The sequence below is a fragment of the Phycisphaerales bacterium genome (assembly GCA_016716475.1).
In the GTDB taxonomy this organism is placed as follows: Bacteria; Planctomycetota; Phycisphaerae; order UBA1845; family Fen-1342; genus JADJWG01.
This window is the reverse complement of sequence record JADJWG010000002.1, coordinates 1,203,244-1,220,606: the sequence shown is the minus strand read 5'-3', so window position 1 is coordinate 1,220,606 and position 17,363 is coordinate 1,203,244. Positions and strand designations below refer to the sequence as shown.

General features: G+C 65.0%; 12 protein-coding genes. 8 read left to right on the top strand and 4 right to left on the bottom strand.

The window, feature by feature from the left end; all coding sequences use genetic code 11:
• Positions 1–27: 27 nt before the first annotated feature.
• On the bottom strand, positions 28–318 hold the full coding sequence (gene cas2, locus IPM18_12725) for a CRISPR-associated endonuclease Cas2 (protein MBK9120447.1): 291 nt from the start codon (positions 316–318) through the stop codon (positions 28–30).
• A gap of 4 nt (positions 319–322) precedes the next feature.
• Positions 323–2,119 (bottom strand): CRISPR-associated endonuclease Cas1, encoded by a 1,797-nt coding sequence (gene cas1, locus IPM18_12720; protein MBK9120446.1) that lies wholly within the window; start codon positions 2,117–2,119, stop codon positions 323–325.
• A 479-nt stretch (positions 2,120–2,598) separates the two neighbouring features.
• On the opposite strand from cas1, the gene IPM18_12715 reads away from it, so the two are divergent.
• The gene (locus tag IPM18_12715; protein ID MBK9120445.1) at positions 2,599–2,805 is read left to right on the top strand and encodes a hypothetical protein; all 207 of its coding nucleotides are present in this window, start codon (positions 2,599–2,601) and stop codon (positions 2,803–2,805) included.
• A gap of 42 nt (positions 2,806–2,847) precedes the next feature.
• Here IPM18_12715 and IPM18_12710 read toward each other — a convergent pair whose 3' ends face one another.
• Entirely contained in the window at positions 2,848–4,521 is a 1,674-nt protein-coding gene (locus tag IPM18_12710; GenBank protein MBK9120444.1) for a Na/Pi cotransporter family protein, read from the bottom strand.
• 781 nt (positions 4,522–5,302) lie between these two features.
• On the opposite strand from IPM18_12710, the gene IPM18_12705 reads away from it, so the two are divergent.
• Positions 5,303–8,971 (top strand): PD40 domain-containing protein, encoded by a 3,669-nt coding sequence (locus IPM18_12705; GenBank protein MBK9120443.1) that lies wholly within the window; start codon positions 5,303–5,305, stop codon positions 8,969–8,971.
• Between the two features lie 49 nt (positions 8,972–9,020).
• Positions 9,021–10,193, top strand: coding sequence for an N-acetylmuramoyl-L-alanine amidase (locus IPM18_12700; protein ID MBK9120442.1), 1,173 nt, complete (start codon positions 9,021–9,023; stop codon positions 10,191–10,193).
• A gap of 5 nt (positions 10,194–10,198) precedes the next feature.
• Here IPM18_12700 and IPM18_12695 read toward each other — a convergent pair whose 3' ends face one another.
• Positions 10,199–11,707 carry an asparagine--tRNA ligase gene (locus IPM18_12695; protein ID MBK9120441.1) on the bottom strand — a complete coding sequence of 503 codons (1,509 nt, stop codon included), beginning with the start codon at positions 11,705–11,707 and terminating at the stop codon, positions 10,199–10,201.
• A gap of 285 nt (positions 11,708–11,992) precedes the next feature.
• Between IPM18_12695 and IPM18_12690 the strand changes: the two genes are divergently transcribed.
• From IPM18_12690 to IPM18_12670, 5 genes are all read left to right on the top strand, one after another.
• On the top strand, positions 11,993–12,745 hold the full coding sequence (locus IPM18_12690) for a hypothetical protein (GenBank protein MBK9120440.1): 753 nt from the start codon (positions 11,993–11,995) through the stop codon (positions 12,743–12,745).
• Entirely contained in the window at positions 12,742–13,941 is a 1,200-nt protein-coding gene (locus IPM18_12685; protein ID MBK9120439.1) for a hypothetical protein, read from the top strand. Before IPM18_12690 ends, IPM18_12685 begins: the two co-directional genes overlap by 4 nt.
• Positions 13,942–14,234: 293 nt before the next feature.
• Entirely contained in the window at positions 14,235–15,221 is a 987-nt protein-coding gene (locus tag IPM18_12680) for a type II secretion system protein (protein ID MBK9120438.1), read from the top strand.
• Between the two features lie 63 nt (positions 15,222–15,284).
• A complete protein-coding gene (locus IPM18_12675; GenBank protein ID MBK9120437.1) occupies positions 15,285–15,785 on the top strand; it encodes a hypothetical protein in 501 nt (166 codons plus the stop codon).
• 167 nt (positions 15,786–15,952) lie between these two features.
• Positions 15,953–17,296: a thioredoxin domain-containing protein gene (locus IPM18_12670; protein ID MBK9120436.1), complete on the top strand. Its 1,344-nt coding sequence runs from the start codon at positions 15,953–15,955 to the stop codon at positions 17,294–17,296.
• The last annotated feature ends 67 nt before the right edge of the window (positions 17,297–17,363 follow it).

The following is a 17,363-nucleotide window of genomic DNA, read 5'->3' as shown; positions in this document are numbered from 1 at the left end:
AGCTGGCTGAGTCCCCAGACATGGCGATCAGATTACCACAACCCCGCCTTCCTGTTGAGGGGGTGCCGGGCCGAGCGTGGTGGCCGCCTCCCGGGCCGCCTCCTCGTTGCTGCCCAGGTCCACGATGAGGAGCTGGTCCTCCTTCAGGTTGAGGATCTCGCGGGCGGCGTTCTCCAGTCGGACGCGGTCAATGGCCTTGAGTGTGCAGTAGAAGACCGAGTACTGCCACGGCTCTCCGTACGCCTTCATCAGCTTGTGGATGCGGCGGAGGCGCTTGTCGTTCCGCACGTCGTAGCAGACGAGGTAGCAGCGGCGCATGGCATTACTTCGTCGTCAGAAAAGCGAGCGAGGGAACTTCCCCCAGGAGCCACGCCGCAATGAGCCGCGCGTGGAGCATGAGCATGCGCCGGTAGGACAGCCGGTATTCGAAAACCGGGTGGGTTACCTCGGTATCCATCCGCCGACCGTAGGCGGAAAAGAAGCCCTTGCGCCCGGCGTCGGTCAAGGCGCAGCCGGCGGCGGTGTCGAGGAAATGGCCCTCGGTCAATTCGCCGCGGTTGAAGGCGGACACGGCGATGGAGTCAGCGATGAGCGGCCGGAACGGCTCCATAAGGTCGAGCGCGAGTGCTGGCCGGCCGGGGCGCGTGGCGTGGAGGGCGCCGAGCGCTGGCTCCAGACTGGCCAGACGAGCAGCGGCGGTGCATTCGTTCGTCAGCATCGAATAGGCGAATGACAGCACGGCGTTGACAGGATCAGGCGGCGGACGGCGCTGGCGGCCGCTGCTCTCGAATCGGACGGCGATCTCCTTGACGCCCTCCTTGAACATGCCGGCGAAATGGCGGAAGTAGATGGCGGCGGCGTTTCCCTCGTGGCCACGGAGTTCGTTCATCGTGGTCGCCCGCTCGGCGGCGGCGATGCTGTCCTGAAGGTCTGCCGCGACACGTGACGGGAGCGCGGCATGGTTGCGCATGAGCAGCGTGCGCTGGTTGGCGATCTTGGCGACGGTGACGGCGCGGGCGAGTTCGAGCGCTTTCTCGGGCCGGTCGAGTACGCGAACCTGTGCGGCGCGCACGGCAGCGCTGGTCGGCCCCATCGGGTCCATCATGGCAACCAGACGTCCAGCGGCAGTGAGATAGGCGACAGGAACCTCGTGATCGGCAAAGACGGCGAGCGCTTGCGTCGAGACCTGCACGCCCCCGAGCACAGCGAGCGATTCGACATTCGCCAGCGGCAGGTCGCGAACGATGCCGCCATCCTTGTCGGTGATACGCACGGACTGGCCGCGCACACCTACGCGGACACCTTCTTTCTGAATGACCACATGAATACCTTCGTCCCGCGGCGGCCAGAGCTTCCGTGGCGTGAGTTGCTCGTCGGCCGGCTCGCCGTTGGCGGCGAGTGTTGTGAATCGTTGCTGATTGATTTCGTCAGGCAGGCAGATCGGTTGGAGTGAGCAGCGCGGGCACTTCGGATCGTTCACCAGCGGCGGCGGGCGTTCTCCTGCCGCGGTGCGTTTCGCGGCCTCAAGTTCTGCAAGCGCTTCGCATTTCAGCGAATCGTCTACCGGTATCCGAAGCTTCAGTCGCTCGGCGGCGTAGTAACAGTACGCTTCGGGGACGGTATACCCGGCCTCTTCCAATAGGATTGCTTGGAGCCCGATTTGTACACGGTCGGTCGGCCACGGCTCCGGACCAGGTAGCAGTCGGCCCTGCTCCATCATCTCGTCAACCGGTTCGCTGACCTCCCCGCAGCGCTTGGGTCTGCCTTTGCGGTACTCGACGGGAATGGCAGTCGTGCCGTTGATTTCGGCCAGGTCGAGCTTGGCCGTGAGGCCGAGCTGGTCGCTGGTAAGTGCGAGGCTGCGCACGGAAAGTGGGCGATCCGAATCGGAGTCTGACTCTTCCAGTTTCTCGACTTTCTTCTTACTACGGCCACTCCTGCCATTGCCTTCGAGTGTTGGCGGGGCCTCGCTCGGCTGATCAACACGGGTGTGAACGCCGGCACCCAGTTCGGTGTCAGCGCTGGGCAGAAAGACACCCTCGACCGTCATGTAGTAGAACAGGCGCGGACAATAGGCGTGCTCGGCCACGCCACGGCATGGCCAATAGGTGCCGTCCATACGGGAATTATCGGCTCCACAGAGACGGTCCTGTTGGCATGTGCCGATTTGTGCCCAAGGAAGCGTGGGAATCACGACATGATGCGGAATGAAACTCTGGTTCTTAGTGGCACCTTACTCATACGGTGCGCGTGCCATACCGGATGACACCGACGCGTACAAGCCAACCTGCTGCGGCAAATCGTAGCGCGGCCAGGCCGCGCTACCCGGCAAATTTCGTGCGATGTTAGTAACGAGTGGCCGCGCTACGCGAGATAAAAACCAGCGTGGCGCTATCGAGAACGCGGTTTTTGGCGCTTTTGGCGTGCAAAATTGCGATCGACAAGCACGAGGTCACTGGTTCGAGCCCAGTATCGCCCATCGATTGTAACTATCGCCGACTTCGCGAGTTGCGTAGACCCGCCCAACGGGCGGAGCGGACGTAACCCGGGTCCCGGCGCGCGTAGTACTCCTCGCGCCACCGACGGGAGACTACGGCCGTGCCCTCCTCCGCTGCCACGCCCAGCAGTATCCGCGTCCCCAAGTACCGCGACCCCAAGTACAGCGTCCACAAGGCCACCGGCCAGGGCTACGTCGTGCTCAACGGCCAGGCCCGCTACCTCGGCCAGGCCGACGCCCCGGCCACCGCACCGCACCTCCGGCGCCTGGAACGATGTCAACTGCATCTCATTAAGCGCTGCGCTTGAGTGGGGTTGGTGACGGCAGCGCGGGGGCTCGGTTGGCGGGTCTCAGGCGCCGGCGGCGCGGGCCGGTTCTGCGGGGAGGTCGGGGGGCGGTTGCGGCGTGGGGTCACCATTCTCGGGCTCGGGCTCGCGCCGGAGGTGGTGCGTGGCCCGCCAGAGGTGGTAGGCCACTCCGTCGAGCCACAGCAGGGCATCGATGTGAGCCATTGCGGCATCGGGTGCCAGCGCGCCCGCCGCCGCGAGACGAAGGATCTCGCGCCGTTGCAGCCGGCGGACATCGGCCATCGCGCGCGACGCCTGGGCCCAGTCGTCGGCAGCTTCGAGTAGCGGATCGGGGGCCGCGGCGGTGGTCTCCTCGTGGACGGTGCGCAATTCGGTGTGCCGGCGAGCGGGCCGCAGCACGAGTTCCCAGGCGGGCGCGATGATCGGATCGGATGCGACGAGCGCCGCATCGACCCGTGGGCTGCGCAGCGCAGCCAGAGCCCGGTCCAGGTGATCCGCCGCGTGCAGGAGTGACTGCACCCGCGCGAGTTCACCGGCGGGCTGCCCCGCGAGGCCCAAACGCTGCACGAAGCGGACGATCTCCTGCCGCCCCGCGCCGGCGGCGGCGAGTGCGTCGGCGGGGGGACCGGCCGGCGCGGCGGCACGGGGGATGAGTGCCACGATGTCGCGAAGGACGTGGATCATCGCGCGGCGGGCGGCTTCGAGGGCGACGGGGCCGACTTCGGCAACGGCGGGGGCAAGGTAGCGCGTGGCTGCCGGCCCGCGTTCGGGCAGGAGGCGCTCGGTGAGCGCCGCGAACGGCCGTATCAGCGGGAACAGGACGAGCACGCCGAGGGCATTGAACACGGTGTGGAAGACGGCGAGCACGGTCGGAGCATCGCCCGCGCCGAGTGCGTCACCTACCCGGACACTCAATTTCAACAGCCATGGGAGGATCGCGAGTGCAATCGCGCCGGTGACGACGTTGAAGAGCACATGCGCAAGGGCCGTGCGCTTGGCGGCGGCGGGGGTGCCGATGGCTGCGGCGACGGCCTTCGGCGTCGTGCCGATGTTCTGGCCGATGATCAGCACCGCGGCCTGCTCCAGTCCGAGCACCCCGGAAGCGACGGCCGCGAGGGTGGCGGTCATCGCCGCGCTCGACGAGAGCATGACGACAGTCATGAGGAAGCCGGTCGCGACGAGGAGCAGTAGTGCAAGGGGAGTGGTACCGGCACCGGCGGCGAGCGGCGAAACGCCCAACGACGGCGCGAACGACGCCATCCCGGCCTGCAGCAGGTCGATCCCCATGAACAACAGCGCGAAGCCGGCGAGGGCCGTGCCGGCATGTGCGGCACGCCCCCGGCACAACAGGCGGAGTGCGACGCCGACGAGTACGAGCGGCGGCGAGAGACTGCCGAGGGAGACCTTGAAGCCGAGTTGCGAGACGATCCAGCCGGTGCTCGTCGTGCCGAGATTGGCACCGAAGATGACGCCGACCGCCTGGGTGAACGTCAGCAGGCCGGCGCTGACGAAACCGACGGTCGTGAGCGTCGTGGCGGTGGAGGACTGAACGAGGGCGGTGACGAGGGCTCCCCAGCCCACACCGGCGAGCGGCGTGGCGACGTAGCGTGTCAGGATGCGGCGCAGGGCCTCACCGGCGACGGCCTTCAGCCCGTCGGTAAGGAGGACCATGCCGAGCAGGAAGATGCCCAGACCACCAAGCAGGGACGCGATCACGGCGGGAGTATACCGCGACGCGCAGTGGGCGCATCGATACGGCCGCGGCAGCGTGATTCTCGCGCGCCCATGTGAAACGCGCGCGAGTAGTCTACTCGAAATGACGCGAAGTTAGGTACTTCTGAACGCACGACAGGCAAAATAGCCGACTTTGTAGGTATCGTCTTGACAAAGGGTTACGGATCGAAGCCAGCGACAAGAACAGATCGACAATGCACAAGGTCACTGGTTCGAGCCCAGTATCGCCCAATCCCGTAAGTTTCGACATAAACGATACTTGCGAGATGCTCATACAGACTCATGGGGGCTGTTGGGTCCGGCCCGCCGCGCGTGGATATCGCACAGCACAAAGCGTAGTTTGCGATTCTGCGTTCACCGACGGTCCCCGCCAGTCCCTGCCGTAATATAAGTGGCCGTGGCCTGGCTGACCTTACTATGACAGGCCTCCAGATCGGCCGTGCCTAGCTCGCCGAACGCCTGGAACCCTTGGCGGACATCATCGTAGTGGCTGGCGTGCAGTCACATTGAAATCGTGTTCACCATGTGTGCCATTCGCGCTGAAAGAGGCGCCGGGTTGGGGGGGCAGCAGGGGGGCGTAAAGCGGATAGAGCAGTTTTCATCCCACGGAGTGTGGGCCACGAAGCCCATTGTTGGGGGGAGTACCATGTCTGAGTGGTGGGCGCAACGGATTGAACGCGTACAATCGCGGGCTCCCACGGGCTGACAATGCGCGTCTCGTCGCCCTCCAGCGTCGCTCGAATCCGGAAAGGAAGATCACGGCATGGACTTACTGGCAATCACCCGGAAGACACTGTGGCTGTGGGGTCTCCTCGGCCTGGGCGCGACCGCGTCTGTTCGAGCGGAAGAAGTCGCCTATGCCCGGCACCTGGCGCTGTCACCGGACGGTCAGACGCTGGCTTTTGCCTGGGCCGGAGACGTGTGGACGGTTTCCGCGGCCGGGGGCCAGGCCCGGCGCCTGACTGCACACCCTGCGGGCGATGGTCATCCGGTCTGGTCACGTGACGGACGGTACCTTGCGTTCGCCTCGGACCGGCACGGTTCCGACAATGTCTTCATCATGGCGGCCGACGGTACGGGGGTGCAGCGGCTCACCTATTCCGACCGTGCCGAAGTGCCGACGGACTTCACGCCGGATGGGGCCTATGTGTTGTTTCACGCCCGCCGTGAAGGCGATGTTTCGCGCAAACCGCGGATTTACCGTGTGCCGGTGGCCGGCGGCATGGTCGAGCGTGTCACGGATGTCCTCGGGGGCGCAGGCCGGGTCAGTCCGGATGGCAAGGCGCTGGCTTTTGAGCGTGGGAGTGCGCCGGATTTCACGCGGCGCCACTACCGCGGCAGTGCCAACCACGATGTTTGGGTGCATGACTTCTCGGCCGGCAGCTTTCGCCAAGTGACGAACTTCGATGGAGCCGACCGCAAGCCGATCTGGTCGGCCGACGGCGGCGGTGTGTACTTCCTGTCGGACCGCGACGGGCCGATGAACGTCTGGTTTCAACCGCTCGCGGGCGGTGGGCCGGAGCCCGTGACGCGCATGACCGGTGAGGATGTTCGCGACTTCACCGTCGCGGCGAACGGCGCGCGGCTCGCATTCGCGCACTGGAGCGATGTGTACGTGCTCGATCTCCAGGAACGCAGTTCCCGCGCGCTCCGTATCACGGCCGGGGATGACGACGTGCAGAATGACCTCGACTTACGGGTGCTTACGGGCGATGCGAGCGAAGCCGAGGTTTCGCCCGACGGCAAGGAAGTGGCGCTGATCGTGTACGGCGAGGTCTTCGTCGTTTCGACGGAGGAGGGCCGGTCGACACGGCGCGTGACCGATACCGTCGCGCGTGAGCAGCACCTCACCTGGTCGCCGGATGGCAAAGCGCTTTTTTTCGTTTCTGATTTGCACGGGCAGGAGGATGTCTACCGGGCCACGTCCGCCGAGCAACCGGCCAAGCCGCTGAGCGAATCGCTGCGGTTTCGTGTGGAGCGCGTCACGTCGTCCACTTTGCCTGAGACGCTGCCACAACTCTCGCCGGACGGGAAGACGCTTGCGTTTCTGCGTGATCGCGGCGATTTGATCCTGCGCGATCTGAAGACCGGTGCGGAGCGGGCGCTGCTCACCGGCTGGGCTCAGCCCGCATTTCGCTGGTCACCGGACAGCGCGTGGATGGCCTACGAGCTCGAGGACCACGAACACAACTCCGATGTGTGGGTGGTACCAGTTGACGGCTCACAGCCGGCGATCAACATCACGCGTCATCCGGACTACGATGGCGGTGCCCAGTGGTCGCTCGACGGCAAGATGCTCGCATTTACCTCGCGGCGGCACGGCTTTGATCATGACCTCTACATCGTGTTCCTCGCGCGCGTGCTCGATGAGAAGAACCCCGAGGAATTGGCGGCCTATTTCCGCGAGCAGGGCGAGGCCCTCAAGAAGCGCAAGCCACCAGCGTCTGTCGTCGCCAGCGGCAAGATTGCGCTTGTGGAGCCGGCCACTACCACGCGGCCACAACCGGCACCGGCACAGAAATCGCCTGCGGCGGAAGAGGTAACGTCTGTGCCGGACACACAACCCGAAGTCGTGGCGGCCACGACGCAGCCGGACGACCCCGGGTTGCGCGCGCAGGTTCGCGGCTGGATCAAGGATTACCTCGCCGAGCAGGAAGCGGCCCGCAAACCGGCCGCTGCCGCCACCACCCAACCGGCGCCACCCCCGGACCCGTATCCTTACGAACTCGAGACCGCCTACCGGCGCATCCGGCGTGTCACCACGCTGCCTGATGATCAGAGCCGCTTTGCGCTGGCCCCGGATGGTCAGACCCTGGCCTTCACCTCTTCGCATGAGGGCAGTGCCGCGGTCTTTACCGTCGGCTGGAATGGCGAGAACCGCCGTCGCATTCTCACTGGCGCCGCCGGCGGACTACATTGGAGCTTCGACGGTAAACGGCTGTTTTATTTGCGTAGTGGCGTTGCCAACTCCTGCACCGCGACCGGTACCGATCCGAAGACGCATCGTCACCGCGCTCGGCTGGCGGTTTCGCGGCGGGCCGAAGCGGCGCAGAAGTTCGACGACGGCGCGCGGCAGATCGCACAGCAGTTTTACCACCCGACCTTGAAAGGCCTGAATTGGCCGGCGGTGACGGCGCGCTACCGGGAGTTGGCGCTCCGGACCCGCACGTTGGATGAGTTCAACGAGGTCTTCAACCGGATGCTTGGCGAGTTGAGCGCCTCACACATGGGGATTTTCGGACCGGGCAGTGGCGGCCTGGAGCGCGTCGGTTATCTCGGAGTGGACATCGACACTTCGTATGTGGGTCCGGGGTTGAAGGTTGCGCGCGTGTTGCCCAATGCCCCGGCCGACCGGGCCGCGAGCCGACTCGTACCGGGCGACATCCTGACCCGCATCGGTGGCGTGGCGGTCGGACCCCAGTTCGCGCTGGAGCAGGCGTTGCTCGGCACGGTCGGTGATGACGTCATCATCGAGTTTCTGCCGTCGCCCACGCGGGGGCCTGAACCGGAGCCCCCCCCTACCCCCGCACCGTCGGCGCCGGCGCCGACCGATGAACCCGCCACACTGCCCCAGGAGCCACCCATCGAACCGGAGCCGGTCCCACCTCCGGCGCCTCTCGACCCGGATGGCCGGTGGGACGACAGCGCATGGGAAGACGATCCCCCCGTAGTCGTGGCGCCTGTCGCTGGAGCCGAACCGCCGCTCAAGGACTCCGCACCAACGACCACGCAGTCCACCGATGCGCCGAAGCTGCGCGAGCTTGTGCTGCGTCCGATCTCGTTCGAGGCCATGGCGAACCTGCGTTATGACGCGTGGGTGCGCGAGAATGAGCGTTACGTACACGAGCAGTCGGACGGGCGCGTGGGGTATGTGCACATCCGCAGCATGAATGCGGAGTCGTTCGAGGAGTTTGAGCGTGACCTGTTCGCCGCGGCGAGCGGACGCGACGGCCTGATCATCGACGTGCGCAGCAACGGAGGTGGCTGGACGGCCGATTGGGTCATGCAGACGCTGATGGTGCGCCGACACGCGTACACGGTGCCGCGCGGCGGCGTGCCGGGATATCCGCAAGACCGTCTGATCTTCTATGCCTGGACGAAGCCCACGACGATGATGTGCAACGAGGAAAGCTTCTCCAATGCGGAGATTGTCTCGCATGCGTTCAAGAACCTCGGGCGCGGTCCGTTGGTGGGGAACACGACACATGGCGGTGTAATCAGCACCGGCAGCTATCGACTGATTGACAATGCCCTCGTCCGCATGCCGCGGCGCGGGTGGTTTACGCTCCCCGACGGCGTCAACATGGAGGATCAAGGCGCCGTGCCGGATATCCTCAAGCTGGTTACACCCGAGGATGAGCTGCGCGGTCGTCGGCCGCAGCTCGATGCCGCCGTCCAAGCGACGCTCGAACAGATCGCGGGCACACCCTGAACACCGTGCAGTGGCAGGTGCGGCGCAGAAGTGCAAGGAGGCACGAACGGTGGCGCGGAAGCGCTCAACGGTACGAAAAGCGACGCCAATTGACTGGCACCTGTGGGTGGATCGCGCCCTGTGGGTGGTGCTCGGTGCGGGTGTCGCGTGGGTCGTGGCGTCGTATGTGATCCGTGCCGCGCCTGCGCCGAACTGGCCTGTGGGAGTGCCGGACCCGCTCCGCACCACGGCGGCGGAGTATCCGTGGACACAGGCACCGTTGCCGGAGTTCCCGTTACCCCCTTACGCGCGTTTTCTCCAGGGAACGACCATCGTTCTCGACCCCGGCCATATCGGCCAGCGTGATCCGGGTGGCACATGGAAACGCGGACCAACCGGTCTGCGCGAGGCCGAGGTGAACTTGCGCGTTGCGCTCTACCTGCGCGAGTTCCTCGAGGCGGTCGGCGCACGCGTCGTACTCACGCGCGAAGTGGATCGCAGTCTGGATCTGCCCGACGTGGAGGATCTGCGTCGCCGCGCGGCCGTGGCGAATGACCTGCGCGCCGATTTGTTTCTTTCGATTCACCACAATGCGGCCGCCGACCCGCGGGCAAACTATACCGTCGTGTTCTACCATGGCCGCCCACAAGATAACCCGGCGAGTGTCGCGGCGGGGCGTTTTGTTTTACAGGGCTTGCAGGACGCGCTGCGGCTGGAGCGGCACATTGATTGCGCCCTGCTCAGCGATCACGCCATGACGCCAAATGCCGGTTTCGCGGTACTGCGGCACGCGCAGGTGCCGGCCGTGTTGACGGAGGCATCGTTCTTCACCCACCCGGACGAGGAACAGCGGCTGCGCGACCCGGTATACAACCGGCGCGAGGCGTACGGCCTCTTTGTCGGGCTGGCGCGGTGGGCACAGGCGGGGTTGCCGCGCATCCGGCTGGTGGAACCGGCGAACGGGGTGATCGGATCGCGGGGTGCGTGGGTGGTGGCGCTGGACAACGGCCTGAGTGGGCGGCGCGGATGGGGGGCCGAATTGCCACAACTGTTGGAAGGCACGCTCTCCGTGCGCGTGGGCGGTCGGCCGGTTGAGTTCCGCCACGACGCGGCCAAGAGCCAGGTGCGGGTTACACCGCCGCGCGGTCTCGCGGCCGGCAAGCACGAACTGTTCGTGGACTTCGCGAACGTGTTTGGGCAACACGTGCTGCATCCGCGGATCGCGGTGGAATACCGGCCGTAGCGGCGCTAGGGGTAGATCTTCCCCATCATGCGCGGATACGGAATCGTTTCGCGAATGTGCTTCAAGCCGCAGATCCACGCGACGGTGCGCTCCACGCCAAGGCCGAAGCCACCGTGTGGCACGCTGCCGTACCGGCGGAGGTCGAGGTACCAGTCGTAGTCCGCCTCGTTCAACCCCTCTTCACGGAGGCGCGCCAGCAAGACATCGAGGTCATCTTCGCGCTGTGAGCCGCCGATGATCTCGCCGTAGCCCTCCGGCGCCAGCAGGTCGAGATTGTTGACGACCCGCGGGTCCGCCGCGTTCTGTTTCATGTAGAACGCCTTGCACCCGCGCGGGTAGTGCGTCACAAAGACCGGCTTGTCGTGCAGCCGCGCGATGATCGTCTCGTCGCTTCCACCCAGATCGCTACCCCACTCGAAGTTCGCCGCCAACTCCATGTGGTGCGGGGTGTTCCGCACCGCTTCCTCCTGGTCGGCCAATTCCTCCCGATGGTCGATGATTTCCTGAGCGAGCTTGTCGGCCTTCCACTGCTTGGTGCCTGGAGCCGTCCTTTCGGCCTCCTTGTCCGCGATCCATTTCTGGAGCTCCGCCACCCGTGCCTCGGCCCGCGCGAGATCCTCCGTCAGCATCTGCCTGACGCGCTCGCTGTGGAGGATTTCGGCCGCCGCGCTGTAAGTCAGCCGGTAGAACGGCTTGCGGATGCGCTCCAACGCGGGGAGATCCCGTCCGAGCAGCTCCAGTTCCAACCGCCGCTCGCGCAGCGCCTTTTGCACCAGGTATTCGACAAAGTCCTCCGCCAGGGCGACCACATCGTCCAGATCGGCGTACGCGATTTCCGGTTCGACCATCCAGAACTCGGTCAGATGCCGCCGGGTCTTGCTCTTCTCTGCGCGGAAGGTCGGTCCGAAGCAGTACACCTTGCGATGGGCCAGGCACGCCGATTCGACGTACAGTTGCCCTGTTTGTGCCAGGTACACCGGCTCGCCGAAGTAATCAACCGCGAACAACGTCTGGCTACCCTCGCCCGCGGCCGGGGCGAAGATCGGTGTGTCGACCAGGATGAAGCCGTTCCGGTTGAAGTACTCGCGGATGCCCTCGATGATCGTGTGTCGTACGCGCAGAATCGCCCATTGCCGCTGGGACCGGAACCAGAGGTGCCGGTGCTTCATCAGGAATTCGATGCCGTGGGGCTTGGGGGTGATGGGGTAACCGGCGGCATTCTGCACGATCCGGACGGCGGCCACGACCAGTTCATGTCCGCCCGGGGCACGCTCCTCAGCGCGCACTGTGCCGTCGACTTCCAGTGACGACTCCTGCCCCAGTCGCTTGGCTTCTTCGAATGCGTGCGCACCGTCCTCGGTCTTTTCCAGAACACACTGGCAGAGACCCGTACCGTCCCGGAGGATGAGGAACAGCAGCTTCCCACTCGAGCGGCTGTTGTAGAGCCACCCGCGGAGTGTTACCGTCTGCCCGACATGCTGCCCAAGTTCCGCCACCGTTGTTGCCGTTGCCATCGCGCCGCATTCCTTTCATGTCGGCCGTCCCCGATTTCGATTCGCAGTGTACGCCCCGTAGCCGGTCATGCCAAAGGCACCGTTCTGGGCTATCCATCTCAGCCAGCCCTGCTGCGGCTAGCCCGCGCGCTTGTCCTGCCCGCGTCTGTCGGGCTTGCGGCGATACTGCTCTTGGGCTGCGCTGTACCGGAGCCCGCGCACCGTGTTCGCCTGGCTGGGGCCCAAGTCGCCGTAGAACTTGTCGAGCCCTGGTTGCAACAAAGTCGCGGGCCCTGGTTCGCCGTCATGCGCATCGACCCGGTGCGCTACTCGCAGGATGGTTTCGCGGCGCTGCGTGCCGGGAACTGCGATCTCGCTTGTACGGACCGGCCCCTGGGCGGGCGCGAAATGGCTGATTTTGGCGCCCACCCACCGGTCGGTCGGCGGCTCGCGTTCTACGGCTACGGGCTCTACGTCCACCCAGCCAACCCGACCGATGCGATGTATACGGGTCACCTGAGGGCGATTCTCCGCGGGCAGTTCAACGACTGGAAGCAGGTCGCCGGGGCGGCGGGGGCGGACTATGTTGGACCGATTCGCGTCTACGGAACTGCCAAAAGCACGCGCGCGGGCGAATTGCTGAGTCGGCTCGCGGGGATCGTAGTCGCCGAGGCCACGTGGCAAGTATGCGCAAATGACGAGGCGGTCCTGGCGGCGGTGGCAGGCGATCCGTTGGGGCTCGGCCTCGCGGGTTTGGGGTATGACGGCGACGATGTGCGTTACCTGGGCCTGCGCATGACGCGGGACGGGACCGCTGTGTTGCCTAGTATCGAGGCGATCGAGGAGGAGCGTTACGGCTTGGCGCGCATGATCTACATCTACCACGCCGCGCCCCCCACCGAAGCGGTGCGTGCGGCGATGGAGTACCTCGCCAGCCCGGCCGGCGCGGCCGCGATCATCGCGACGGACCTGTGGCCCATCGCGCCGGAGCGCCGCGATCTGCCCATGGCACGACCGGGGGAGCCGCATCAGGCCGGTCAGGAGGACGCGGCGCCATGAACCCGCCCCTCCAGATCCGTGGTGTGCGGATTCATCGACTTGCTATTCCGATGCGTGTGAAGTTCGAGCATGCCGCCGCCACGCGGGCCGTGGCCGATCCGATCGTGGTAGAACTCGCCGCCGCGGCACCTTACGCCCAGTACGTCGGCTTCGGAGAGACACTGGCGCGCCCCTATGTCACCGGTGAATCACCGGCATCGGTGGTCGAGGATCTCGTCCACATCCTGGCGCCGCGGCTTGAGGCGCTGCGCAGTACAACTTTCGCGGAGGCCCTGGAGGTTATCGAGGCGCTGCCACTGGAAGTCGATGGACGAATCATTACGGCCGCCCGCGCCGCGCTTGAACTCGCTTTGCTCGACCTGGTCTGCCGGGTGTACCGAAGGCGTCCGGCCGATGTTGCCGGCTGGTTGGGGTTACCCGGCTTCGGGGCGCCGGGCTGCCGAGCGACCGCGCGCGTGTCGGGCTTCGTGCTCGGCCACAGCGAACGAAAGCTGAAATGGCTGCTGCGCATGCAACGGCTTGCTGGCGTGCGAGATTTCAAACTCAAAGTCGCCGTCGAAGGGTGGCAGGAGCGGCTGCGGTGGGCCCACGAGGTGCTCGGGGGAGCAATGTCGGCTGGCCGGGCGACGTTGCGGGTAGATGCGAACGCGGGCTGGACACTGGTTGAGGCAAACGAAGCATGCGGGGCACTCGAGCGTTTCGGCGTGTGTGCCTTGGAACAGCCGCTCTCGGATGCGGAAGATGGAGACCTCGCCTATCTCGCAGAACAGACGCGGTGCGATCTCGTGGCCGACGAATCATTGATCACAATCGAAGACGCCCAGCGGCTCCTGAATGGCAGTGCAGTGCGTGTATTCAATCTTCGGCTGGCGAAGAACGGGGGTCTGCTACCGGCTTTGCGTATCGCTCGCCTGGTGCTGGCGGCAGGACGGGATGTGCAACTGGGCTGCCTGGTGGGGGAGACGAGTGTATTGGCAGCGGCCGGTGTGGCGTTCCTGGAGGCGTGTCCCAAGGTCCGCTTTTATGAGGGTGGTTATGGGACGTTGTTATTGAAGCGAGATATTTCCCGTCGGCCGGTACGGGTGGGCTTGGGTGCACGGGTGCGAGTGGGGTCAGAGCCGGGGCTGGGGGTCACAGTGGATGTAGCTCTATTGCATCGTTTGGCGGCCGGGCCACCCCGGAACCTTCAATTCTGAAGTAGCAGGGTGCCGATAAACGGTTGTCGAATCGTGTGCTCTTACGGGTTGTCTCTTGCCGATAGCCGCAATTGGGCCTATGCTCTTAATGAGACACTTTCATCAAGATGACAGTTTTCTTGGCGGATATTTAGATCGTGAAAATTTTTTCTCCGCAGGAGTGAGTGACGGGCTTGAAGCCCGCCCGGGAATGTGCGAGAATAGTTTACCAACAAGTCATCTGCGTGGTCCCCGGTGTTGCTGCCGCCGGCGGATGGAGCTACGCGAGCCGGTCAGGAACAGGAGTTCACATCATGCGGTCAGGTCGCTGTCGTAAATCAGGGATGAAAGGTTTTACCTTGATCGAGTTGCTCGTGGTGGTTGCCATCATCGCGCTGCTGATCTCGATCCTGTTGCCGTCCATGAGCCAAGCTCGCCGGCAAGCCCAGCTCGTCGTCTCCATGTCCAATCTCCGACAGATTGCACTTGGAAACGCAAGTTATTCCGAAGACAATGCCGGGTATCTCCCCTATGCCCGGAACACTGAAACCGGCACCTGGGGCAACCTGTGGAGTGAGGCAGCTTGGGGTGTCAAGAAGGCCGACCTCTGGTTCTACACGTTGTTCGACACCAAGACCGTGCCGGATGAGCGCGTCTTTGTGCCGGCGGGTGACCCGTACGGCCAGCAGTACGACTTTGAATCGCGCTTCGATGGCATTGGTGGCACCGGCGCGGTTCGCACCAACACCCAGGCCTTTGCCTGCGGCTACGGCATGAACTACGGGCTCCGGCACTGGGAAGGACATCGCCGCGCTGAAGACTTTGGCCGGCCCCCGCTTCAGGCGCCCTACGGTCGTCTCTTCAACGTAACCCGGTACGGCCCTTCCCGTCCGAACGAAACCATCCTCATGTCCGAGGTGGGCCCGGATGACGAATTGCCGGTCATGCCGCTCTTCGGTTCCGCCGATCCCATGCAGGTTGGGCGCCCGTGGCGAGATGGTGGCCGCCTACTGTGGGATGATGGAAACCGCTCGTGGTACCCCGGCCCGACCTGGCTGACGCCACGCTACGGCGGTCGCATCCCGATGACCGCGATGGATGGTTCGGTGCGGGCCGTGAACTCGGCGCGTGTGCTGCGGACCGGCCCGATCGTGCGTCGGAACCAGTGCTTCGGCCGTGCCGTGGTCGGTGGGCAAACAACCTTCGTATGCTACTTGTGCCGCGAGAGCACACCGCATTACGATTTCTCCGATCAGAAGCTGTGGTGGTGGACGGGGCACCCCGGCGAGATCAAGTACTGATCCGTCGGCCACCAGAGTCCGCTGTGCTCTGATCGCAGGTCCATGTTGGCAGAAAGGTCGTGAATGTCCGACGAAGCACGCAAGCAGTTGATCCGGGTTGGTTTGCTGGCAGGTATCATCGTTCTGCTGGTCGGATCAGTCATCTGGAACATGCGGGTTCGTGCTACCCAGAATCTGGGTCAGGGCAAGACTCAGTCGGCTGCGGATTTCATGGTGACGTGGCGTTGCCTGGGGCCGGGCTGCGACTCGACCGAAGATGCCCCGGGGGCGCCTGGCCCCCGGACTTGCCCGAAGTGCGGCAAGCAGGAGTTCTATTCCACCGTCCGCTTTACGGGTGATAGTGGAACCTATGTCGTATATTTCAACTACGATCCGAAGACCTTCCGCCCCACGCAGGTGAAGGTGGCCGACGGACCGTGGGTACCCTATGTGGACGCCGCATCTGGTAATTTCGGCATCGTGGATCCGAAATCGGGTCGTATCATGAATCCGGCAGAAGGTGTACGTCCTGCCAAGCAGGGTGATCCGCAGCCCGAGCCGCCGCCCGACGATCAGCAGCCGTAGCGATGCAAAGCGTTCCTGACCCTGCATGACGGGCCGGTCCCACGGGATCGGCCCGTGCCGCGCGCCGGCTGCTGTGCACGGCCCGGATCTCTCCCTCCAACTGTGGATCCACGTATACTACTCAGGCGGCGCGACGACGCACCCAGGGGTTAGTTCGAGGATCTGTCATGCGCAGAGCTCCCAGAGTGATAGCGGCCGAGGATGGCTTCCGGCAGCCCCGGCCGATGATCCGCTGGCTGGCGATCGTTGTGGCAGCAGCGGGCTGGTTCGTTTCCCTGGAGTTGCTCCAGCAAACCCTGAACCCCGGCGGCACGCCGCCCTTTCTGCGCGCTGTGTGCGGCAATGATCTTGGGGAGGCCGCGAATCCCTGCTCGGCCGTTTTGCAATCATCCTACGCTTACATTGCCCTTGGTGATGCACCCAGTGCGCTGCGCGTGCCCGCCGCGGGCGTAGGAATGATCTACTTCGGTTTCCTGCTGGTGTGGTTTCTGTTTGTCGGGCCACCCGGGGCGCGCGGGTGGCTGTGGCACATCCCGGTCCTGCTGCTCGTGATTGGCGGTGTAGGGCAATCCATCGGTTACCTGTACATTATGCAGTTCGAGTTGCAGCAATGGTGTGGCGGCTGTGCTGTGGCGCATGGGCTGAACGGGGTACTGGCCACGCTGGCGCTGCTGGCATTTCCATGGCGCGCGGCACGGGCGGATGAGCCCGTACATCCGCGGGCGCGCCTGGCGATGGCCACACTCACCTGCGGCACACTGCTCGGACTACTGCACTTCGCGATCCTGATCATGCTCTTTGTCGCCGGCCTCCAGAACGTGGCCCAGGAACAACTCGTCCGCATTGTGGATGATCCGGAGTTCATCCGCTGGGATTATGATCGCCGCATCCCGGTCGAGCCCTTCCTGCGCGCGGACGAGCTGTTCGACGGCAACCCCGTGGCCGCGCGTACGGTGGTTGTCTTCAGCGACTTTCGTTGTCCGCATTGCGCGGAAGTCCATCGCACGCTGGCGCGTCTCTTGGCCGAACACCCGGATCAATTCCGCGTCGCCTACCGCCATGCCCCCCAGGATGCCGAATGCAATCCGGACCCGAATTGGCGTGCGGCGGGGCACCCGTCGGCTTGTGCGGCCGCACGGGCGGTCGAGGCCGCCCGTGTGACGGGCGGCGCGGCCGGTGCTCACGCCCTGCGGGGACTGCTCTACGAGCGACAGCGGCAATTGCCGCGGCGTCCATGGCGAGAATTGTCAGATACGGAACGTAGCCGATTTGCAGAGTGGGCTGCCGAGCTGGGGTTGGACCGCACGACGTTTGAGGCGGCCTTTGAAAGTGCCGCTGTCACCGAGCGTGTGGCTGAAGACGTGGCGCTCGCGGGGAAGCTGGGATTGCGTGCGATGCCGGTAGTCTTCCTCGATTGGAAGCGCGTGCAGAATCCCGGTAAACGTGCGACTTGGGAAGCGCTACTGGAGTTGCAGGCGCTGGAACCGCAATCCGCAGAGCCGCAGCCATGAGTAGCCGCGGCTTGTCGGATTCGGAGGGGGGTGTGGGTGTCGCATCCCCCGCGCACGGCGTTCCCAC

Bases quoted from the DNA above. Each gene is read 5' to 3' on its own strand.
- cas2 (MBK9120447.1), bottom strand. From the start codon at position 318: ATGCGCCGCTGCTACCTCGTCTGCTACGACGTGCGGAACGACAAGCGC.
- cas1 (MBK9120446.1), bottom strand. From the start codon at position 2,119: ATGGACGGCACCTATTGGCCATGCCGTGGCGTGGCCGAGCACGCCTAT.
- IPM18_12705 (MBK9120443.1), top strand. From the start codon at position 5,303: ATGGACTTACTGGCAATCACCCGGAAGACACTGTGGCTGTGGGGTCTC.
- IPM18_12695 (MBK9120441.1), bottom strand. From the start codon at position 11,707: ATGGCAACGGCAACAACGGTGGCGGAACTTGGGCAGCATGTCGGGCAG.
- IPM18_12690 (MBK9120440.1), top strand. From the start codon at position 11,993: ATGCGCATCGACCCGGTGCGCTACTCGCAGGATGGTTTCGCGGCGCTG.
- IPM18_12685 (MBK9120439.1), top strand. From the start codon at position 12,742: ATGAACCCGCCCCTCCAGATCCGTGGTGTGCGGATTCATCGACTTGCT.
- IPM18_12680 (MBK9120438.1), top strand. From the start codon at position 14,235: ATGCGGTCAGGTCGCTGTCGTAAATCAGGGATGAAAGGTTTTACCTTG.
- IPM18_12675 (MBK9120437.1), top strand. From the start codon at position 15,285: ATGTCCGACGAAGCACGCAAGCAGTTGATCCGGGTTGGTTTGCTGGCA.
- IPM18_12670 (MBK9120436.1), top strand. From the start codon at position 15,953: ATGCGCAGAGCTCCCAGAGTGATAGCGGCCGAGGATGGCTTCCGGCAG.